Origin of the sequence: Amycolatopsis sp. lyj-23 (assembly GCF_046549135.1) — a bacterium.
Classification (GTDB): domain Bacteria; phylum Actinomycetota; class Actinomycetes; order Mycobacteriales; family Pseudonocardiaceae; genus Amycolatopsis.
The window spans coordinates 54,281-69,111 of the sequence record NZ_JAJPWN010000004.1; the positions used below are offsets into that span (position 1 = coordinate 54,281).

General features: G+C 69.4%; 14 protein-coding genes. 11 read left to right on the forward strand and 3 right to left on the reverse strand.

Annotated elements, in window-relative coordinates; genetic code table 11:
* Positions 1-130 precede the first annotated feature (130 nt).
* The 3 genes from ACLJPY_RS09620 (at position 131) to ACLJPY_RS09630 (ending at position 2,821) form a co-directional block, all read left to right on the forward strand.
* The gene (locus tag ACLJPY_RS09620) at positions 131-847 is read left to right on the forward strand and encodes a response regulator transcription factor (RefSeq protein WP_191314849.1); all 717 of its coding nucleotides are present in this window, start codon (positions 131-133) and stop codon (positions 845-847) included.
* Complete coding sequence (locus ACLJPY_RS09625; protein WP_410587685.1) at positions 844-2,178, forward strand: sensor histidine kinase; 1,335 nt, start codon at positions 844-846, stop codon at positions 2,176-2,178. Before ACLJPY_RS09620 ends, ACLJPY_RS09625 begins: the two co-directional genes overlap by 4 nt.
* A gap of 253 nt (positions 2,179-2,431) precedes the next feature.
* Positions 2,432-2,821 (forward strand): NUDIX domain-containing protein, encoded by a 390-nt coding sequence (locus ACLJPY_RS09630; RefSeq protein ID WP_410587686.1) that lies wholly within the window; start codon positions 2,432-2,434, stop codon positions 2,819-2,821.
* Here the strand turns inward: ACLJPY_RS09630 and trpS are convergent.
* A complete protein-coding gene (gene trpS / locus ACLJPY_RS09635) occupies positions 2,814-3,779 on the reverse strand; it encodes a tryptophan--tRNA ligase (protein WP_410587687.1) in 966 nt (321 codons plus the stop codon). The genes ACLJPY_RS09630 and trpS overlap by 8 nt on opposite strands.
* 216 nt (positions 3,780-3,995) lie before the next feature.
* Here trpS and ACLJPY_RS09640 point away from each other — a divergent pair, with 216 nt between their 5' ends.
* The gene (locus ACLJPY_RS09640; RefSeq protein WP_410587688.1) at positions 3,996-4,295 is read left to right on the forward strand and encodes a YciI family protein; all 300 of its coding nucleotides are present in this window, start codon (positions 3,996-3,998) and stop codon (positions 4,293-4,295) included.
* 12 nt (positions 4,296-4,307) lie between these two features.
* On the opposite strand, the gene ACLJPY_RS09645 is transcribed toward ACLJPY_RS09640, so the two are convergent.
* Positions 4,308-4,457, reverse strand: coding sequence for a hypothetical protein (locus tag ACLJPY_RS09645; RefSeq protein ID WP_003090169.1), 150 nt, complete (start codon positions 4,455-4,457; stop codon positions 4,308-4,310).
* Positions 4,458-4,649: 192 nt separating this feature from the next.
* On the opposite strand from ACLJPY_RS09645, the gene typA reads away from it, so the two are divergent.
* The 7 genes from typA to ACLJPY_RS09680 all read left to right on the forward strand — a co-directional run bounded on the left by typA (position 4,650) and on the right by ACLJPY_RS09680 (position 14,472).
* Positions 4,650-6,575: a translational GTPase TypA gene (gene typA / locus ACLJPY_RS09650; protein WP_091317730.1), complete on the forward strand. Its 1,926-nt coding sequence runs from the start codon at positions 4,650-4,652 to the stop codon at positions 6,573-6,575.
* A gap of 383 nt (positions 6,576-6,958) precedes the next feature.
* The gene (locus ACLJPY_RS09655) at positions 6,959-8,695 is read left to right on the forward strand and encodes an ABC transporter family substrate-binding protein (protein WP_410587689.1); all 1,737 of its coding nucleotides are present in this window, start codon (positions 6,959-6,961) and stop codon (positions 8,693-8,695) included.
* A 290-nt stretch (positions 8,696-8,985) separates the two neighbouring features.
* A complete protein-coding gene (locus ACLJPY_RS09660) occupies positions 8,986-10,797 on the forward strand; it encodes an ABC transporter family substrate-binding protein (protein WP_410587690.1) in 1,812 nt (603 codons plus the stop codon).
* Between the two features lie 187 nt (positions 10,798-10,984).
* Entirely contained in the window at positions 10,985-12,001 is a 1,017-nt protein-coding gene (locus tag ACLJPY_RS09665) for an ABC transporter permease (RefSeq protein ID WP_410587691.1), read from the forward strand.
* Positions 11,994-12,923: an ABC transporter permease gene (locus tag ACLJPY_RS09670; RefSeq protein ID WP_410587692.1), complete on the forward strand. Its 930-nt coding sequence runs from the start codon at positions 11,994-11,996 to the stop codon at positions 12,921-12,923. Before ACLJPY_RS09665 ends, ACLJPY_RS09670 begins: the two co-directional genes overlap by 8 nt.
* A gap of 79 nt (positions 12,924-13,002) precedes the next feature.
* Positions 13,003-14,019 carry an ABC transporter permease gene (locus ACLJPY_RS09675; protein WP_410587693.1) on the forward strand — a complete coding sequence of 339 codons (1,017 nt, stop codon included), beginning with the start codon at positions 13,003-13,005 and terminating at the stop codon, positions 14,017-14,019.
* Between the two features lie 42 nt (positions 14,020-14,061).
* Entirely contained in the window at positions 14,062-14,472 is a 411-nt protein-coding gene (locus tag ACLJPY_RS09680) for a hypothetical protein (RefSeq protein WP_410587694.1), read from the forward strand.
* Positions 14,473-14,558: 86 nt separating this feature from the next.
* Here the strand turns inward: ACLJPY_RS09680 and ACLJPY_RS09685 are convergent, their stop codons facing one another.
* Entirely contained in the window at positions 14,559-14,732 is a 174-nt protein-coding gene (locus ACLJPY_RS09685) for a hypothetical protein (RefSeq protein ID WP_410587695.1), read from the reverse strand.
* Between the last annotated feature and the right edge of the window lie 99 nt (positions 14,733-14,831).

Below are 14,831 nucleotides of genomic sequence, written 5' to 3' on the forward strand. Positions count from 1 at the left end.
TTCCCGGACTCGAGTGTGCCCGGCTCCCTGGCACCGACGCTTCCCTCTCGAGGCTGAGATACCCCTGAAGGTTCTCCCCCTCAGGCTGAGATCGCGCTGAGAACCCACGCACGACCTGCGCAAACCGGCCATGATGAGTCTCGTGAAACCTCGGGTGCTGGTGGTCGACGACGAACCGGGCGTGCGGAAGGCCCTGCAGCGCGGCCTGCGCGCGGAGGGCATGGACGTGGTCACCGCCGCGGACGGGCCGACCGGCCTGCAGCTGGCGGGCACGGGCTCGTTCGACGTCGTCCTCCTCGACATCATGCTGCCGGGCCTGTCCGGCTACCGCGTGCTGGAACGGCTGCGCAAGGACGGCGTCACCACGCCGGTGCTGCTCGTCTCGGCCAAGGACGGCGAGATCGACCAGGCCGACGGCCTCGACCTCGGCGCCGACGGCTACCTCGTCAAGCCGTTCTCGTTCGTGGTGCTGGTCGCGCAGGTCCGGGCGGTGCTGCGCCGGGCCGGGCCCGAGGCCGGCCGCGGCACGCTGCGGCTCGGTGCGCTGGCGGTCGACCGCGGGCTGCGGCAGGTGCACTGGCACGACGAAGAGGTCGCGCTGAGCCCGCGGGAGTTCGCGCTGCTGGAGGTCCTCGTCGGCCGCGCGGGCACGGTCGTCACGAAGGACGAGCTGCTGCGCGCGGTCTGGGGCGAGGAGCAGGCGGTGACGCGCAACCTGGTCGAGGTCTACGTCGGGTACGTGCGCCGCAAGCTCGACGCCGTCGGGGCCGGCGCGTTGCTGAGGACCGTGCGCGGGCACGGCTACCTGGCCTCCGACGCGCAGCTCGACGAGGTCATCACCCCGTGACGTCCTGGTGGCGGGGCCGGACGCTGCAGGCCCGGATCACCGTGCTGGCCGCGACGATCACCCTGGTCTGCCTGCTCGGGCTGGCGGCGCTGGCCGCGTCGAACCTCTCGCCGCTGCTCATCGGCTCGGTCGACCGGGAGCTGTCCGGGGCGCTGGGCCCGGCGGGCGCCGAGGTGGGCGCCGGACGGCCGCTGTCCGGCGCCGCCCCGGTGACGCTGCGGGTGCTGGACATCGCGGGCGCACCGGCGGACGGCGGCACCCCCGCCGGGCTTTCGCCCGCGGACGTCGCGCTGCTCAAGGCGGGCCAGCCGGTCCAGCGCGACGGCGCGCGCTACCTCGGCACGGTCGTCAGCGCGCCGGACGGGTCGCAGCGCCTGGTCGTCGCGGGGGCCGGCCTGGTCGGGTTCGCCGCCGCGGTGCACTACGGCGGGGTGTGGCTGGTGGTCGTCGCCACGGTCGGCGCGCTCGTGGCGGGTTTCGCGACGTGGCTGGTGGTGCGCTTGTCGCTGCGTCCGGTCGCACGCATGCGCGGTTCGGTCCGGTCGCTGCCGCCGGGGGCGCGGCTGGCGCTGCCGGACTCGCACGACGAGCTGCGCGCGCTGGCGGAGGAGTTCAACGCGCTGCTGGAGCGGCAGGAGCAGGCCAGCGAGCGGCTCCGGCGGTTCACCGGCGACGCGGCGCACGAGCTGCGCTCGCCGGTCGCGTCGATCCGGGTGCAGGCCGAGGTGGCCGTGACCAACCCGGATCCGGAGCTGGCGCAGGAGACGCTGTCGGACATCCTGACCGAGGCCGAGCGGCTGTCGTCGTTGCTGGACGGCCTGCTGTCGCTGGCCCGTTCGGACGCGGGGGAGGTGCCGCCGGCATCGCCAGTGGAGCTGGTGAGCGAGGTCCGCGCGGCGGTGGGCAGGCTCCCGGCGGGGGCGCCGGAGACCCGGGTGAGCACCGCGGTCGCCCAGGCGTGGGCGTCGGCCGCGCACGCGGAGGTGGAGCTGGTGCTGGACAACCTGCTGCGCAACGCGTGCCGTTACGCGCGGGGGCAGATCGTGGTGTCGGTGCTGGCGTCGCGCTCGTCGGTGCGGGTGGTGGTCGACGACGACGGGCCGGGGATCGCGCCGGAGCACCGCGAGAAGGTGTTCGACCGCTTCTACCGCATCGCCGACGACCGGGCCCGGTCGTCCGGCGGGACCGGCTTGGGCCTGGCGATGGTGGCGGAGACGGTCCGCCGCCGCGGCGGGCGGGTCCAGGTGAGCGAGTCCCCGGACGGCGGCGCGCGGTTCGTGGTGGTCTGGCGCGCGGCCGCGGGCGGGGAGACCTCGAACCCGGCCAGCTGACCACCCCGGCTTGGGTCCGAGCGGGTATGCGGTGGGTAGGGAGGCGTGACGGAACGGTCGGCTCGCGTACCTGGAGGGTCGGCTCGCGTGCCCCGAGGGTCGGTTTGCGTACCTGGAGGGTCGGTTCGCGTGATTGGCGGGGCATCACGCGTGATCCGAGGGGTATCTCGCGTGACTGGAGGGGCATCTCGCGTGACTGGCGGGGCGGCACGGTGTGCGCCCGGGCGGGGGCTTCCGGGTAAGTTCCGGGACTGTGAACGCTGTGATCGTGGGAGCTGCCCTCGTCCGGGACGGGAAGCTGCTGGCCCAGCAGCGGGCCTGGCCGCCGAAGCACGCCGGGCAGTGGGAACTGCCCGGTGGCCGGGTCGAGGACGGGGAGTCCGAAGCCTTCGCGCTGGCCCGCGAGTGCAGTGAGGAACTCGACGTCGTCGTCGAGGTGGGCGACCGGGTGGGCCAGGACGTCCCGCTGCCCGGGGAGAAGGTCCTGCGCATCTACGCCGCCAAGCTGGTCTCGCCGGGCGAAGAGCCGCGGGCCGTCGAGCACCGAGCCGTTCGGTGGCTCGGGCTCGACGACCTCGACGACGTCGACTGGCTGCCCGCGGACCGGATCCTGCTCCCCGCCTTCCGCGCGCTGCTCAGTTAGCCCCGATCATCCGCAGCGCCGCGTCGAGCCGGTGCGAGCCGCGCTCGCGGGCGCGTTCGGCACCCGCCTTCCGCACCCGGTCCAGCTCGGCGACGTCGTCGAGCAGCGCCGACGCCCGGGCGCGCAGCGGCCGCAGCTCCTCGACCACCGCTTCGGCGACGGCGTCCTTCACCGCTCCGTAAGACGAGAACTCCGACGCCAGATCGGCCGGCGAGCCACCCCGGCAGGCGGCCAGGATCTCCAGCAGGTTAGCCATCCCCGGCCGCGTTTCCGGTGCGTGGACCGGCACCGAACCGCCGTCGGTCACCGCGCGGCGGATCTTGCGGCGGATCTGGTCGGGCTCGTCGAGCGCGAACACCACGCCCACCGCGTCCCGCGCCGACTTCGACATCTTCCGCGTCGGGTCGGCCAGGTCCTTCACCCGCGCGCCCGCCGGCGGCAGGACCGCCCGCGGGATCGTGAACACCTCGCCGTACGTGCCGTTGAAGCGCTTGGCCAGCGTGCGCGTCAGCTCGACGTGCTGGCGCTGGTCCTCGCCGACCGGCACCTCGTCGGCGCCCTGCAGCAGGATGTCCGCGGCCATCAGCGCCGGGTAGGTCAGCAGCGACAGCCGCACGCCGGCCTGCCCTTTCGATTTCTCCTTGAACTGGATCATCCGCGCGGCCTCGCCGTAGTTGCAGGTGCACTCCAGGACCCAGGTCAGCGCGCCGAGCTCGCGGGCCAGGTCGGACTGGACGAACACCCGCTCGGGATCGATGCCGGCGGCGATCAGCACCGCCACCTGCTCACGGGCCAGTGACCGGAGTTTCGCCGGGTTGTGCGGCGTCGTCATGCCGTGCAGGTCGGCGACGAAGTACAGGTCGTCCGCGCCGCCTTCGCGGGCCCAGCGGCGGACCGCGCCGAGGTAGTTGCCGAGGTGGACGTGACCGGAGGGCGTGATGCCGGACAGCTTGCTCATCGTGTCTTCCTTCCGAGGCGGGGCCACCCCGGAGAAGGCACGAAAAAGGCCGCCCGTCCGGGGCGGCCGCTGGTGATCAGCGCAGGACTGGAACGGCCGCCGAGGGCGGCCACCAGCTGGATGTCTGCGCGTGCATGCGGCGAGCATAGCCGAGGCGCGTCACCGCTCGGTATCGTCCGGACGCGGGATCGGCCGCGCGGGTCTACCGTCTTAACCATGTACGTCGTCCTGCTGAACTACACGGCACCGATCGAGGAAATCGACTACGCGCTCCCGGACCACGCCGAGTGGCTGAACAAGCAGTACGAGCACGGCCACTTCCTGGCTTCCGGGCGGCGGAACCCGCGCACCGGTGGCGTGATCATCTCGCGCCCGATGTCCCGCGGGAAGCTCGACGCCATCCTGGCGTCCGACCCGTTCTGCGTGAAGCACCTCGCGCAGTACGAGGTCATCGAGTTCTCGCCGACGAAGACCGCGCCGGAACTCCGGCTGCTCAACGAGGCCGTGCCCCACTGAGACATCCCGAAGCTAGGCGGCCAGATCCTCTTTCGCCTTCTTCAGAGCCAATACCGGGCACTTCTTGCAGCGCGGCTTGGACCGGCAGCACTTCTTCTTGACCTTGCCGGCCTTCATGAGCTTGCGCACGACCTTCCGCGGGTCCTTCGGCTTCTTGCCCACGCGCACGCACCTTCCGGATCGCCGGCTTCACCGGGTTCCCACGTTAGGTCAGCCTAACCGTCAGGGGGCGTGGGGCCGCTCACACGGGGGTGGCAGGTATCCTGGGTGAGGTCCGCGTGTGACCAGAGCCGGTCACGGGATGCCTGAACGGTGTGCGCGGCCATCCAACCCTTGAAGTTCAGGAGTTCTCGCGTGCCCGCAGCCAGCGCTACCGTCGAAACCGGCCGGCCGACCGGTAAGACCCGGCCCGACCTGCGCAACGTCGCGATCGTCGCCCACGTCGACCACGGCAAGACCACCCTGGTGGACGCGATGCTGCGCCAGTCCGGCGCCTTCGCCGAGCGCGCCGAGGTCGTCGACCGCGTGATGGACTCGGGGGAGCTCGAGCGCGAAAAGGGCATCACGATCCTCGCGAAGAACACCTCGATCCACCGCCAGACGCCCGAGGGCCAGGTGACGATCAACGTCATCGACACCCCCGGCCACGCCGACTTCGGCGGCGAGGTCGAGCGCGGCCTGGCCATGGTCGACGGCGTCGTCCTGCTGGTCGACGCGTCCGAGGGCCCGCTCCCGCAGACCCGGTTCGTGCTGCGCAAGACCCTCGAAGCCGGCCTCCCGGTGATCCTGCTGGTCAACAAGACCGACCGGCCGGACGCCCGGATCGCCGAGGTCGTCGAGGAGACCCACGACCTGCTGCTCGAGCTGGCCAGCGACATCGAGGACGCCGACCACGACGCGATCCTCGACCTCCCGGTCGTCTACGCCTCCGCGCGCGCCGGCAAGGCGAGCCTGGAGCAGCCCGCCGACGGTGAGATCCCCGAGAGCGAGAACCTCGACCCGCTGTTCGACACGCTGCTGCGGCACGTCCCGCCGCCCGCCGCCGACCTCGACGCGCCGCTGCAGGCGCTGGTCACGAACCTCGACGCGTCCAACTTCCTCGGCCGCATCGCGCTGATCCGCATCCACGCCGGCAAGCTGCGCAAGGGCCAGACCGTGGCCTGGATGCGCGAAGACGGCACGACGCAGAACGTGCGCATCTCCGAGCTGCTGGTCACCGAGGCGCTCACCCGCGTCCCGGCGACCGAGGCCAGCGCGGGCGAGCTCGTCGCCATCGCCGGCATCCCGGACATCACGATCGGCGACACCCTCGCCGACGTCGACAACCCGGTCGCGCTGCCCCGGATCACCGTCGACGAGCCCGCCATCTCGATGACCATCGGCGTCAACACCTCGCCGCTGGCCGGGCGCAACGGCGGCGACAAGGTCACCGCGCGGCTGGTCAAGGCCCGCCTGGACCAGGAGCTGATCGGTAACGTCAGCATCCGCGTCCTGCCGACCGAGCGCCCCGACACCTGGGAGGTCCAGGGCCGCGGCGAGCTGGCGCTGGCCATCCTCGTCGAGCAGATGCGCCGCGAGGGCTTCGAGCTGACCGTCGGCAAGCCGCAGGTGGTCCTGCGCACGATCGACGGCAAGCTCCACGAGCCGTTCGAGCGCCTCTACATCGACTCGCCGGAAGAGCACCTCGGCGCGATCACCCAGCTCCTGGCCGCCCGCAAGGGCCGCATGGAGGACATGAGCGGCAACGGCACCGGCCGGATCAAGCTGGAGTACGTGCTCCCGTCGCGCGGCCTGATCAGCTTCCGCACCGACTTCCTCACCGAGACCCGCGGTACCGGCATCGCGAACCACGTGTTCGAGGGCTACTTCCCGTGGGCGGGCGAGATCCGCACCCGGCACAGCGGCTCCTTGGTCGCCGACCGGTCGGGCCCGGTCACCGCGTACGCGATGATCCAGCTCGCCGACCGCGGCACCTTCTTCGTCGAGCCGGGCGCGGACGTCTACGAGGGCATGGTCGTGGGCGAGAACCCGCGCTTCGAGGACCTCGACATCAACATCACCAAGGAGAAGAAGCTGACGAACATGCGTCAGTCCTCCGCCGACGTGATGGAGACGCTGGCCCGGCCGCGCAAGATGGGCCTGGAAGAGGCGCTGGAGTTCTGCTCGGTCGACGAATGCGTCGAGGTCGCGCCCGAGGTCGTCCGGGTCCGCAAGGTCACCCTGGACGTGAACACCCGCGCGAAGGAGCGTTCGCGCGCGAAGAGCCGCGACAACGGCTGATTCCCGCTTCTCGCGAAAAAAACCTCCCGGCCCGCGTGGCCGGGAGGTTTTTTTCGTGTCCGGTACCTTACGCTGGGTCGGTCGGCGGCGACCCGACGTCACCGATTCCGCCGTTCTTCTCCTTATATCTTTATAGGGTTCCCGACGGCTTCATCGCCTGGCGCCGACCACCGGCGTGAACCGGTTTCGTGTCCGGCCCGTGTTCGTTCCGCCGTTCCGGAACGGTCCGGGAACCCGGACGGACCCCTGCGCGTCCTTTCCCGTGTGGCCACCTTGGGGCGCCGCAGCCGTCCGATCCGGGTATGGGAATCTCGGTTCCGGCGGCGAACGCGGCCATGGGAACATGGCTGACCCGATCGGGGCGGAACTGGGAGGAACGGGGCGTGCGGGTGAATCGCAAGGCGGTGCCGGTACTGGCACTCGCGGCCGTCCTGCTCACCGCCTGCTCCAACACCCCGCCGCCCCCGGTCGTGTCGTCGTCGGTCGCGCCGGTGTCCACCACCGGCAAGACGCCGTCGCAGATCGTCGTCGGCGTCGACGACGTGCTCGGCGGCTACAACCCGCACAACCTCGCGGACTCCTCGCAGGTGACCTCGGCGCTCTCGCAGCTGCTGCTGCCCTCGGTGTTCCGCCAGAAGGACGACGGGACCGTCCAGCTCGACAAGAACCTGATGAAGTCCGCGGAGGTGGTCTCGCAGCAGCCGTACGTCGTCGCCTACGACATCCGGCCCGACGCCTCCTGGTCCGACGGCGCGCCCATCGCCGCCGAGGACTTCGACTACCTGCGTACCCAGCTGCGCGACCAGCCCGGCGTGCTCGAGCCCGCCGGCTACCGGCAGATCACCGACCTGCAGTCCCGCGAAGGCGGCAAGCGCGTCGAAGTCACCTTCGCCAAGCCGTACCCGGGCTGGCAGACGCTGTTCTCGGACCTGCTGCCCGCCCACCTGCTCAAGGACGCCCCCGACGGCTGGCGCGGGGCGCTCGCCTCGAACTTCCCGGCCGTCGCCGGCCCGTTCTCGATCAAGAGCCTGGACACCGCCCGCGGCGAGGTGATCCTCGAGCGCAACGAGCGCTACTGGGAGAAGCCCGCCGCGATCGACCGGATCGTGCTGCGCCGGTCGGACCAGAACACGCTGCTGGCCGCGCTGCGCAGCGGCAACGACCAGTTCGCGCTGGCGCGGACGACCGGCGACGAGCTCAAGCTGCTCGGCGAACTCGGTTCGACGGTTCGGCTGCACACCGTGGCCCGGCCCCTCGTCGCCGGCGTGCTGCTGCGCCCGGTCAGCGCGACGCTGCAGGACGCCCAGGTCCGCGCCGGCGTCGCCGCGCTGATCGACCGCACCAAGCTGATCACCGAAGGCGTCAACGGCGGCCCGTCGTCGGCGCTGCACGCCGACGCCCAGGTGACGGCGCCGTCGGTCAAGGGTTACGCGGCGACCATCCCGCCCGGCCCGCCGTCCGCGCCCGACGTCGCCAAGGCCGAGCAGTCGCTGAAGGCGGCCGGCTACACCAAGACCGCGGGCACCTGGCGCAAGAACGGCAAGGCGCTCTCGCTGGTCATCGCCTCGCCCGGCACGCAGGAGCCGTACGCGACGCTCGCCAAGGAGCTCACCAGCGAGCTCGCCGCGCAGGGCATCGAGGTCAACGCGATCACGCCGCAGCCGCGCGACCTGTTCAGCGGCCTGCTCGCGATGCCGGTCGTCTCCGGGGTCCAGCAGCCGACCGGCGACTCGGCGGGCAACGTCGGGGTCGACATCGCCGTCGTCCCGCAGGCGGTCGGCGGCGACACCGCGTCGGTGCTCGCCTCGACCTTCGGCTGCCGCCCGGAGCAGACGGCGACGGGGGCGGACAAGACCAAGCCCGTCGTCCCGGGCAACGCGGCCGGCTTCTGCGACCCGGCGCTGCAGGCGTCGATCGACGCGGCGCTGTCCGGATCGACCCCGATCGGCGAAGCGCTCACCACTCTTGAGCCTGAACTTTGGCGCCAGAACGTGGTGATTCCGCTGTTCCAATTGGCTGACACCCTGGCGATCGGATCGGGCATCTCGGGCGTCACGCCTGGTCCCCCCATGGTGGGCCCATTCGGGTCGGCCGTGAACTGGACTCGCGGCCCCAAGTAATCGGTTGGCTACGCATTCAGTACTACCGGGTGATCTTCACCAACGCCTTCGAGTGGGACCCAGTGAATCCATGAGGTAACCGTCGTATTTCTGGATGTCGACTGGAAGTCACCCTTTGGTCACGATCGACCCTGAACTGGTGACTGTCGGTGCTTTTCCTTTCTAGCGTGCTCCCGCAGTGCGCCAGTTGAGTGTCGCTTGGCGTGTCGTAGGCTCCGGCCCATCCAAACCGGAGCGGTGTGGGCCCTTGTCCCGATTCTCAAGGGCTCAGTGCTAGGAGGGCACACTTCATGAGGAGATCCAAAGCTGTCTCCGCTTTGTCGCTCGTCGCCGGCGCTTCGCTGTTGCTGAGCGCCTGCAGCGGCGGCGATTCGGGTTCGGGCAACACCGACCAGAACGGATCGTCGACCGACGTCAAGGCGATGGCTGCCGGCAAGGCCGAGACCGGCGACCTGTTCAAGCTCGCGGACACCCCGGGGTACGACGGCACGGTCACGATCGGTATCGACGACGGGTACTCGGGGTACAACAACCAGACCCCGGACACCAACAGCTCGTACAACAACTACGTGTTGGCCGCGGTGCTCTCCGGTACGTTGAAGCTCGACGGCAACAACAAGATCCTGCTGAACAACGACGTCTTCGAGTCGTGGGACATCACGCAGAAGGACCCGCAGCAGGTCACGTACAAGATCAAGCCGAACATCAAGTGGTCCGACGGTCAGGCCTACGACTGCAAGGACCTGTACCTGGCGTGGCTGTCGCAGAGCGGCCTGGCGAAGGGCCCGGACGGCAAGACCCCGTTCAACTCGGCGTCGACCACCGGTTACTCGCTGATCAAGCAGGCCACCTGCAAGGACCCGCTGACGTTCGTCACCGACTACAGCGAGCCCTACCTCGACTACAAGGGCCTGTTCAACGCGCCGTCGATCCTGCCCGCGCACGTCCTCGAGGCCAAGACCGGCATCGCCGACATCACCAAGCTGGCCCCGACCGGCGACCCGGCGCAGATCAAGAAGGCCGGCGACTTCTGGTCGAACGAGTGGAAGGGCTTCAAGGCGGACATCATGCCGTCGTCGGGCCCGTACAAGATCACCGCGTTCGACGCCAACCAGAAGGCCGTCACCCTGGAGAAGAACCCGCTGTGGGCGGGCGGCAAGGGTGGCCCCTCGAAGATCATCGTCAAGGCCATGGAAGACACCAAGGCCATGGCGACCGCGCTGCAGAACGGTGAGATCGACGTCGCCGCGTCGACCCAGCCGGACGCCACCGCGGCCCAGACGATGAAGGGTCTCGCGGCCCAGGGCGTGGTCTACGGTTCGGCCCCGCAGCTGACCTACGAGCACCTCGACCTGAACTTCAAGCGCATGTTCGCCGACAAGGACCTCCGCAAGGCGTTCCTCGAGTCGATCAACCGCAAGGAGATCACGGACAAGCTGCTCAAGCAGGTCCAGGCGGACGCGGAGCCGCTGAACAGCGTCGTCTTCTTCCAGGGTGAAGAGGGCTACACCGACCTGTACAGCAGCAAGGCGGGCCTGGGTGCCGACGCGGCGGCCAAGACGCTGACCGACGCCGGCTGGGCCAAGGGTGCCGACGGCATCTTCGCCAAGGGCGGCCAGCGCGCGTCGTTCAAGATCACGCACAACCAGAACGCGCGCCGCAGCCAGACCGTCGAGATCATCATCTCGCAGGCCAAGGCGGCCGGCATCGAGGTCAAGGACGAGACCGACGCCAACTTCCTCAAGGGTGGCCGCGTCTCGACCGGTGACTACGACGTGGCGCTGTTCGGCTGGTCGGCCCAGCCGTTCAAGGCGGAGTCGCGGTCGATCTACGTCTGCCCGGACAACGGTGGTGAGCAGAACTACCAGGCTCTGTGCGACAAGAAGATCGACGACGCCTACACCGCCGCGGTGAAGGCGACCGACGAGCAGGTCAAGCTGCAGAAGTACCAGGAGGCCGACAAGGCCATCGCCGACGACTACGCGACCCTGCCGCTGTTCCAGACGCCGAGCATGTGGGCGTTCAAGGGCGTCGACCGCGTCTACATGCAGTCGTACGACGGTGTCCTGTGGAACGCCGGCGAGTGGGAGAAGAAGAAGTAGGGCTCGCCCCGCCTCTTCTCTCCCCTCGCTCCAGATGACCTGGCGGGTACCGGGGTCCGGCCACGAGCCGGGCCCCGGTACCCACCGGAAGTAGCTGTTGACCGTAGGGTTACCGCCACTACGGTAGACAACCGGGTAGCGGTCCAGCGCACTTCTGACGACCAGGCCCCGGATGAGGAGCAGTTCGTTGAACCTGGTGATCTACATCCTTCGCCGTCTGGCGATATCGATTCCCGTCCTGCTGGTCGGGACTTTCTTGTGTTTCGTGATGGTCGCCGCCACCGGTGACCCGCTGGGCGAGCTGCGGCAGAACCCGCAGATCAGCAAGGAAGCGCTGGCCGCCACGGCCACCAAGCTCGGTCTCGACCAGGGCATCGTGCCCCGCTACTTCACGTGGCTCGGGGACTTCCTGAGCGGCAACTGGGGCATCTCGATCGCGCAGGGCAACGCCCTCGCCCCGGTCGCCCCCAAGGTGATGGCCGCCTTCGGTGTCACCTTCAAGCTGGTCGTCGGCGCCGAAATCCTCGCGTTGATCATCGGCATCATCGTCGGCGTGCTGGCGGCCGTGAAGCAGTACTCGATCGTCGACTACCTCGCGACCACCCTCGCGTTCCTGCTCTTCTCGATGCCGATCTTCTGCGTCGCGATCGTGCTGAAGAACTACGCGATCGAGATCAACGGCTGGGTCCGCGACCTCGGTCTGCAAGACGTCCTCGGCAACCCGTGGCTGCGCACCACCAGCCCGGAGCAGCTGAAGACCGACGGCGTCGGCGACTTCATCACCAGCACGATCGGTGCGTACCTGCTGCCGACCCTGTCGATCATGGCGATCAGCTTCGCCGCGTACAGCCGGTTCCAGCGCGCCTCGATGCTCGAGGTGATGAACTCGGACTACGTGCGCACCGCGCGCGCCAAGGGTCTCGGGAACGGCCGGGTCATCTTCCGGCACGCGTTCCGCAACGCCCTGATCCCGGTGACGACGCTGTTCTCGGTGAACTTCGGCTCGGTGCTCGCCGGCGCCATCATCACCGAAACGGTGTTCAACTGGCACGGTATGGGCACATTGCTGGTGGAAGCCGTCTCGAAGAACGACACTCAGGTGATGATGGGCTGGCTCGTGGTGATCGCCAGCAGTGTCATCGTCGCCAACCTGATCGCCGACCTGATGTACGGCATCCTGGACCCGAGGATTCGCGTTGGCTGACTTGAACTCTCTTCTCGCGACCGAGACCGCCGCCGCCGAAGGCACGCTGCCGCCGGATGCGCTGCCGGAACCGCGGAGCCAGGGCAAGCTGGTCCTGCGGAAGTTCCTGCACCACAAGCTGGCGATGGCGTCCACGGCCGTGCTGGTCCTGATCGTGCTGATCAGCATCCTGATGCCGATCTTCTGGAAGCACAACTACGAAGACAGCTCGTTCCCGTCCTTCGCCAAGCCGAACGGGGACTTCCCGCTCGGCACGACCCAGGTCGGCAAGGACATGGTGTCGCAGGTGCTGCGCGGGACGCAGTACTCGCTGCTGATCGCGCTCACGGTGTCGATCCTGGCCACCGTGATCGGTGTCGTGTTCGGCGCGGTCGCCGGCTACCTGCGCGGGTTCTCCGACTCGGCGATCTCGCGGGTGACTGACCTGTTCTTGATCATCCCGCAGATCGCCGCGGCGGCCATCCTCGCCAAGGTGTTCGGCGGTGGTTCCTGGTACATCGTCGCGCTGGTGCTGGCGGCGTTCGGCTGGATGCAGATCGCCCGCATCACCCGCGCCGAAGCGATGTCGCTGTCCCAGCGCGAGTTCGTCGACGCCGCCCGCGCGTCGGGCGCCGGGACGTTCCGGATCATCTTCAAGCACCTGGTGCCGAACATGGTCGGCAGCATCACGGTCAACGCGACCCTCGCGGTCGCCCAGGCCGTGCTGGCGGAAGCCGCGCTGTCGTTCATCGGCCTGGGTGTCCAGCTGCCGGACACCTCGCTCGGCCGCGTCATCCTGGAGAACTACGCCCAGCTGCAGACCCGGCCGGCGTTGTTCTTCGGTCCGTTCGTCGTGCTCGTGCTGATTTCACTGACGATCAACTTCATCGGTGACGGTCTTCGCGACGCCTTCGACCCGCGGCAGCGGAGGATGAAGGCCTGAACGCGCGACGCGGGGGTGACCGGTTCCGGTCGCCCCCGCGTCCGTTTTCCGCGCGGATCGCCGAACCTGGGGGTTTCGGATGAATCTCGTGCTCTACGTGCTCCGCCGGCTGGCGATCTCGATCCCGGTCCTGCTGGTCGGCACGTTCCTGTGCTTCGTCATGGTCGCCAACACCGGCGACCCGCTCGGCGAGCTCCGCAGCAAGCCGGGGATCAGCGCGTCGGCCATCGCCGAGACCGAGCACAAGCTCGGCCTCGACCAGAGCGTCGTCGCCCGCTACTTCAGCTGGCTGGGCCACTTCCTGACCGGCGACTGGGGCACCTCGATCGCGCAGGGCAATGCGTTCGCCCCGGTCCAGCCGAAGGTGCTGGCGGCATTCCGGGTGACGCTGGAGCTCGTGCTGACGGCGTCGGTGCTGGCCCTGTTCTTCGGCGTCCTGGTGGGTGTCCTGGCGGCGGTCAAGCAGTACTCGATCTGGGACTACCTGGCGACGACGCTGGCGTTCCTGATGTTCTCGATGCCGATCTTCTGCGTGGCGATCGTCCTCAAGGGCTACGCGATCCGCGCCAACACCTGGGTGCGCGAGCTGGGCCTGTCCGACGTGCTCGGCGACCCGTGGCTGCGCACGACGAGCCCGGAGAGCCTCTCGGCGACGGGAGTGGGCGACGCGCTCGCGAAGTACGTCGGCGCGTTCCTTCTGCCGACGCTGTCGATCATGGCGATCACGTTCGCCGCGTACAGCCGCTTCCAGCGGGCGTCGATGCTGGAGGTCCTGGGCGCCGACTACGTGCGGACAGCGCGCGCCAAGGGCGTGTCGAACAGCCGCGTGATCTGGCGCCACGCGTTCCGCAACGCCCTGATCCCGGTGATGACGCTGTTTTCGGTCAACTTCGGCGCCACGGTGACGGGCGCGATCATCACCGAAACGGTGTTCAACTGGCACGGCATGGGCACCCTGCTGGTGGAGGCGGTGAACAAGAACGATCCCCAGGTCCTGATGGGCTGGCTGGTGGTGATCGCGGCGAGCGTGGTGCTCGCGAACCTGGTCGCGGACCTCCTGTACGGCATCCTCGACCCCCGCATCCGCGTCGGCTGAAACCCGGTCGACCGGCGACCGGTGACCGGGCACACTCGCCCGGTGAGCTGGGTGACGAACATGATGCTGTCCACGGCCATGGAGGACTGGAAAGCCGCCGAGACGCTGAGCGAGTGGCTGCGCACCGAGGCGCCGCGGCGCTACGACCCGGCCGCGTTCGGCTGCGGCTTCCTCCGCGAAACGACCGACGGCGAGGACAAGCCCTGGGGCGGCTGGAAGAACCCGGAGTGCCGGGTCTGGGCCGGTGCGCTCAACCACGCCGACCTGAGCGCGGTGCTGGACCGCGTGCGGATGCTCCCGTGGCTGGCCCCGCACGCCGTCCAGGTGTTCCTGATGGACCAGGAGCAGCTGTACTTCCGGCTCTGGATGTTCCGCGACGGCGAGCTGCGCCAGTACGCCCCGGAGCGACCGGACGAGGAAGATCCCGCGTTCGGACGGCCGTACCACCCGTAAGACGCCGGAAGGCCGCCACCCGAGCCCTGGTCGCGGACCTCCTGTACGGCATCCTCTACCCCCGCATCCGCGTCGGCTGATCAGGTTCACCACCGCTCGGCGACGGCGGCGAGGCGGCGGCGGAAGACTTGCGCGTCGCCGGCAGGCAGGGTGTGGGCGACGAGCTCCAGGACGTGGCGTAGCTCGTCCGGGTCGGGGCAGCACTGCAGCACCCCGCACCCGGACTCCGGATCCCACAGGCGGTGGAACGGGTTTCCCACGAACGCTTCCCAGGCTCTCAGCGCTTCGGCCGCGGCCCCGGGCCACAGCCGGGTGCGTTCGAGACGGACGAGGCACGCCGATCCCCGTGGTGAGAGGCC

Bases quoted from the DNA above. Each gene is read 5' to 3' on its own strand.
- ACLJPY_RS09620 (WP_191314849.1), top strand. From the start codon at position 131: ATGATGAGTCTCGTGAAACCTCGGGTGCTGGTGGTCGACGACGAACCG.
- trpS (WP_410587687.1), bottom strand. From the start codon at position 3,779: ATGAGCAAGCTGTCCGGCATCACGCCCTCCGGTCACGTCCACCTCGGC.
- ACLJPY_RS09640 (WP_410587688.1), top strand. From the start codon at position 3,996: ATGTACGTCGTCCTGCTGAACTACACGGCACCGATCGAGGAAATCGAC.
- ACLJPY_RS09660 (WP_410587690.1), top strand. From the start codon at position 8,986: ATGAGGAGATCCAAAGCTGTCTCCGCTTTGTCGCTCGTCGCCGGCGCT.
- ACLJPY_RS09675 (WP_410587693.1), top strand. From the start codon at position 13,003: ATGAATCTCGTGCTCTACGTGCTCCGCCGGCTGGCGATCTCGATCCCG.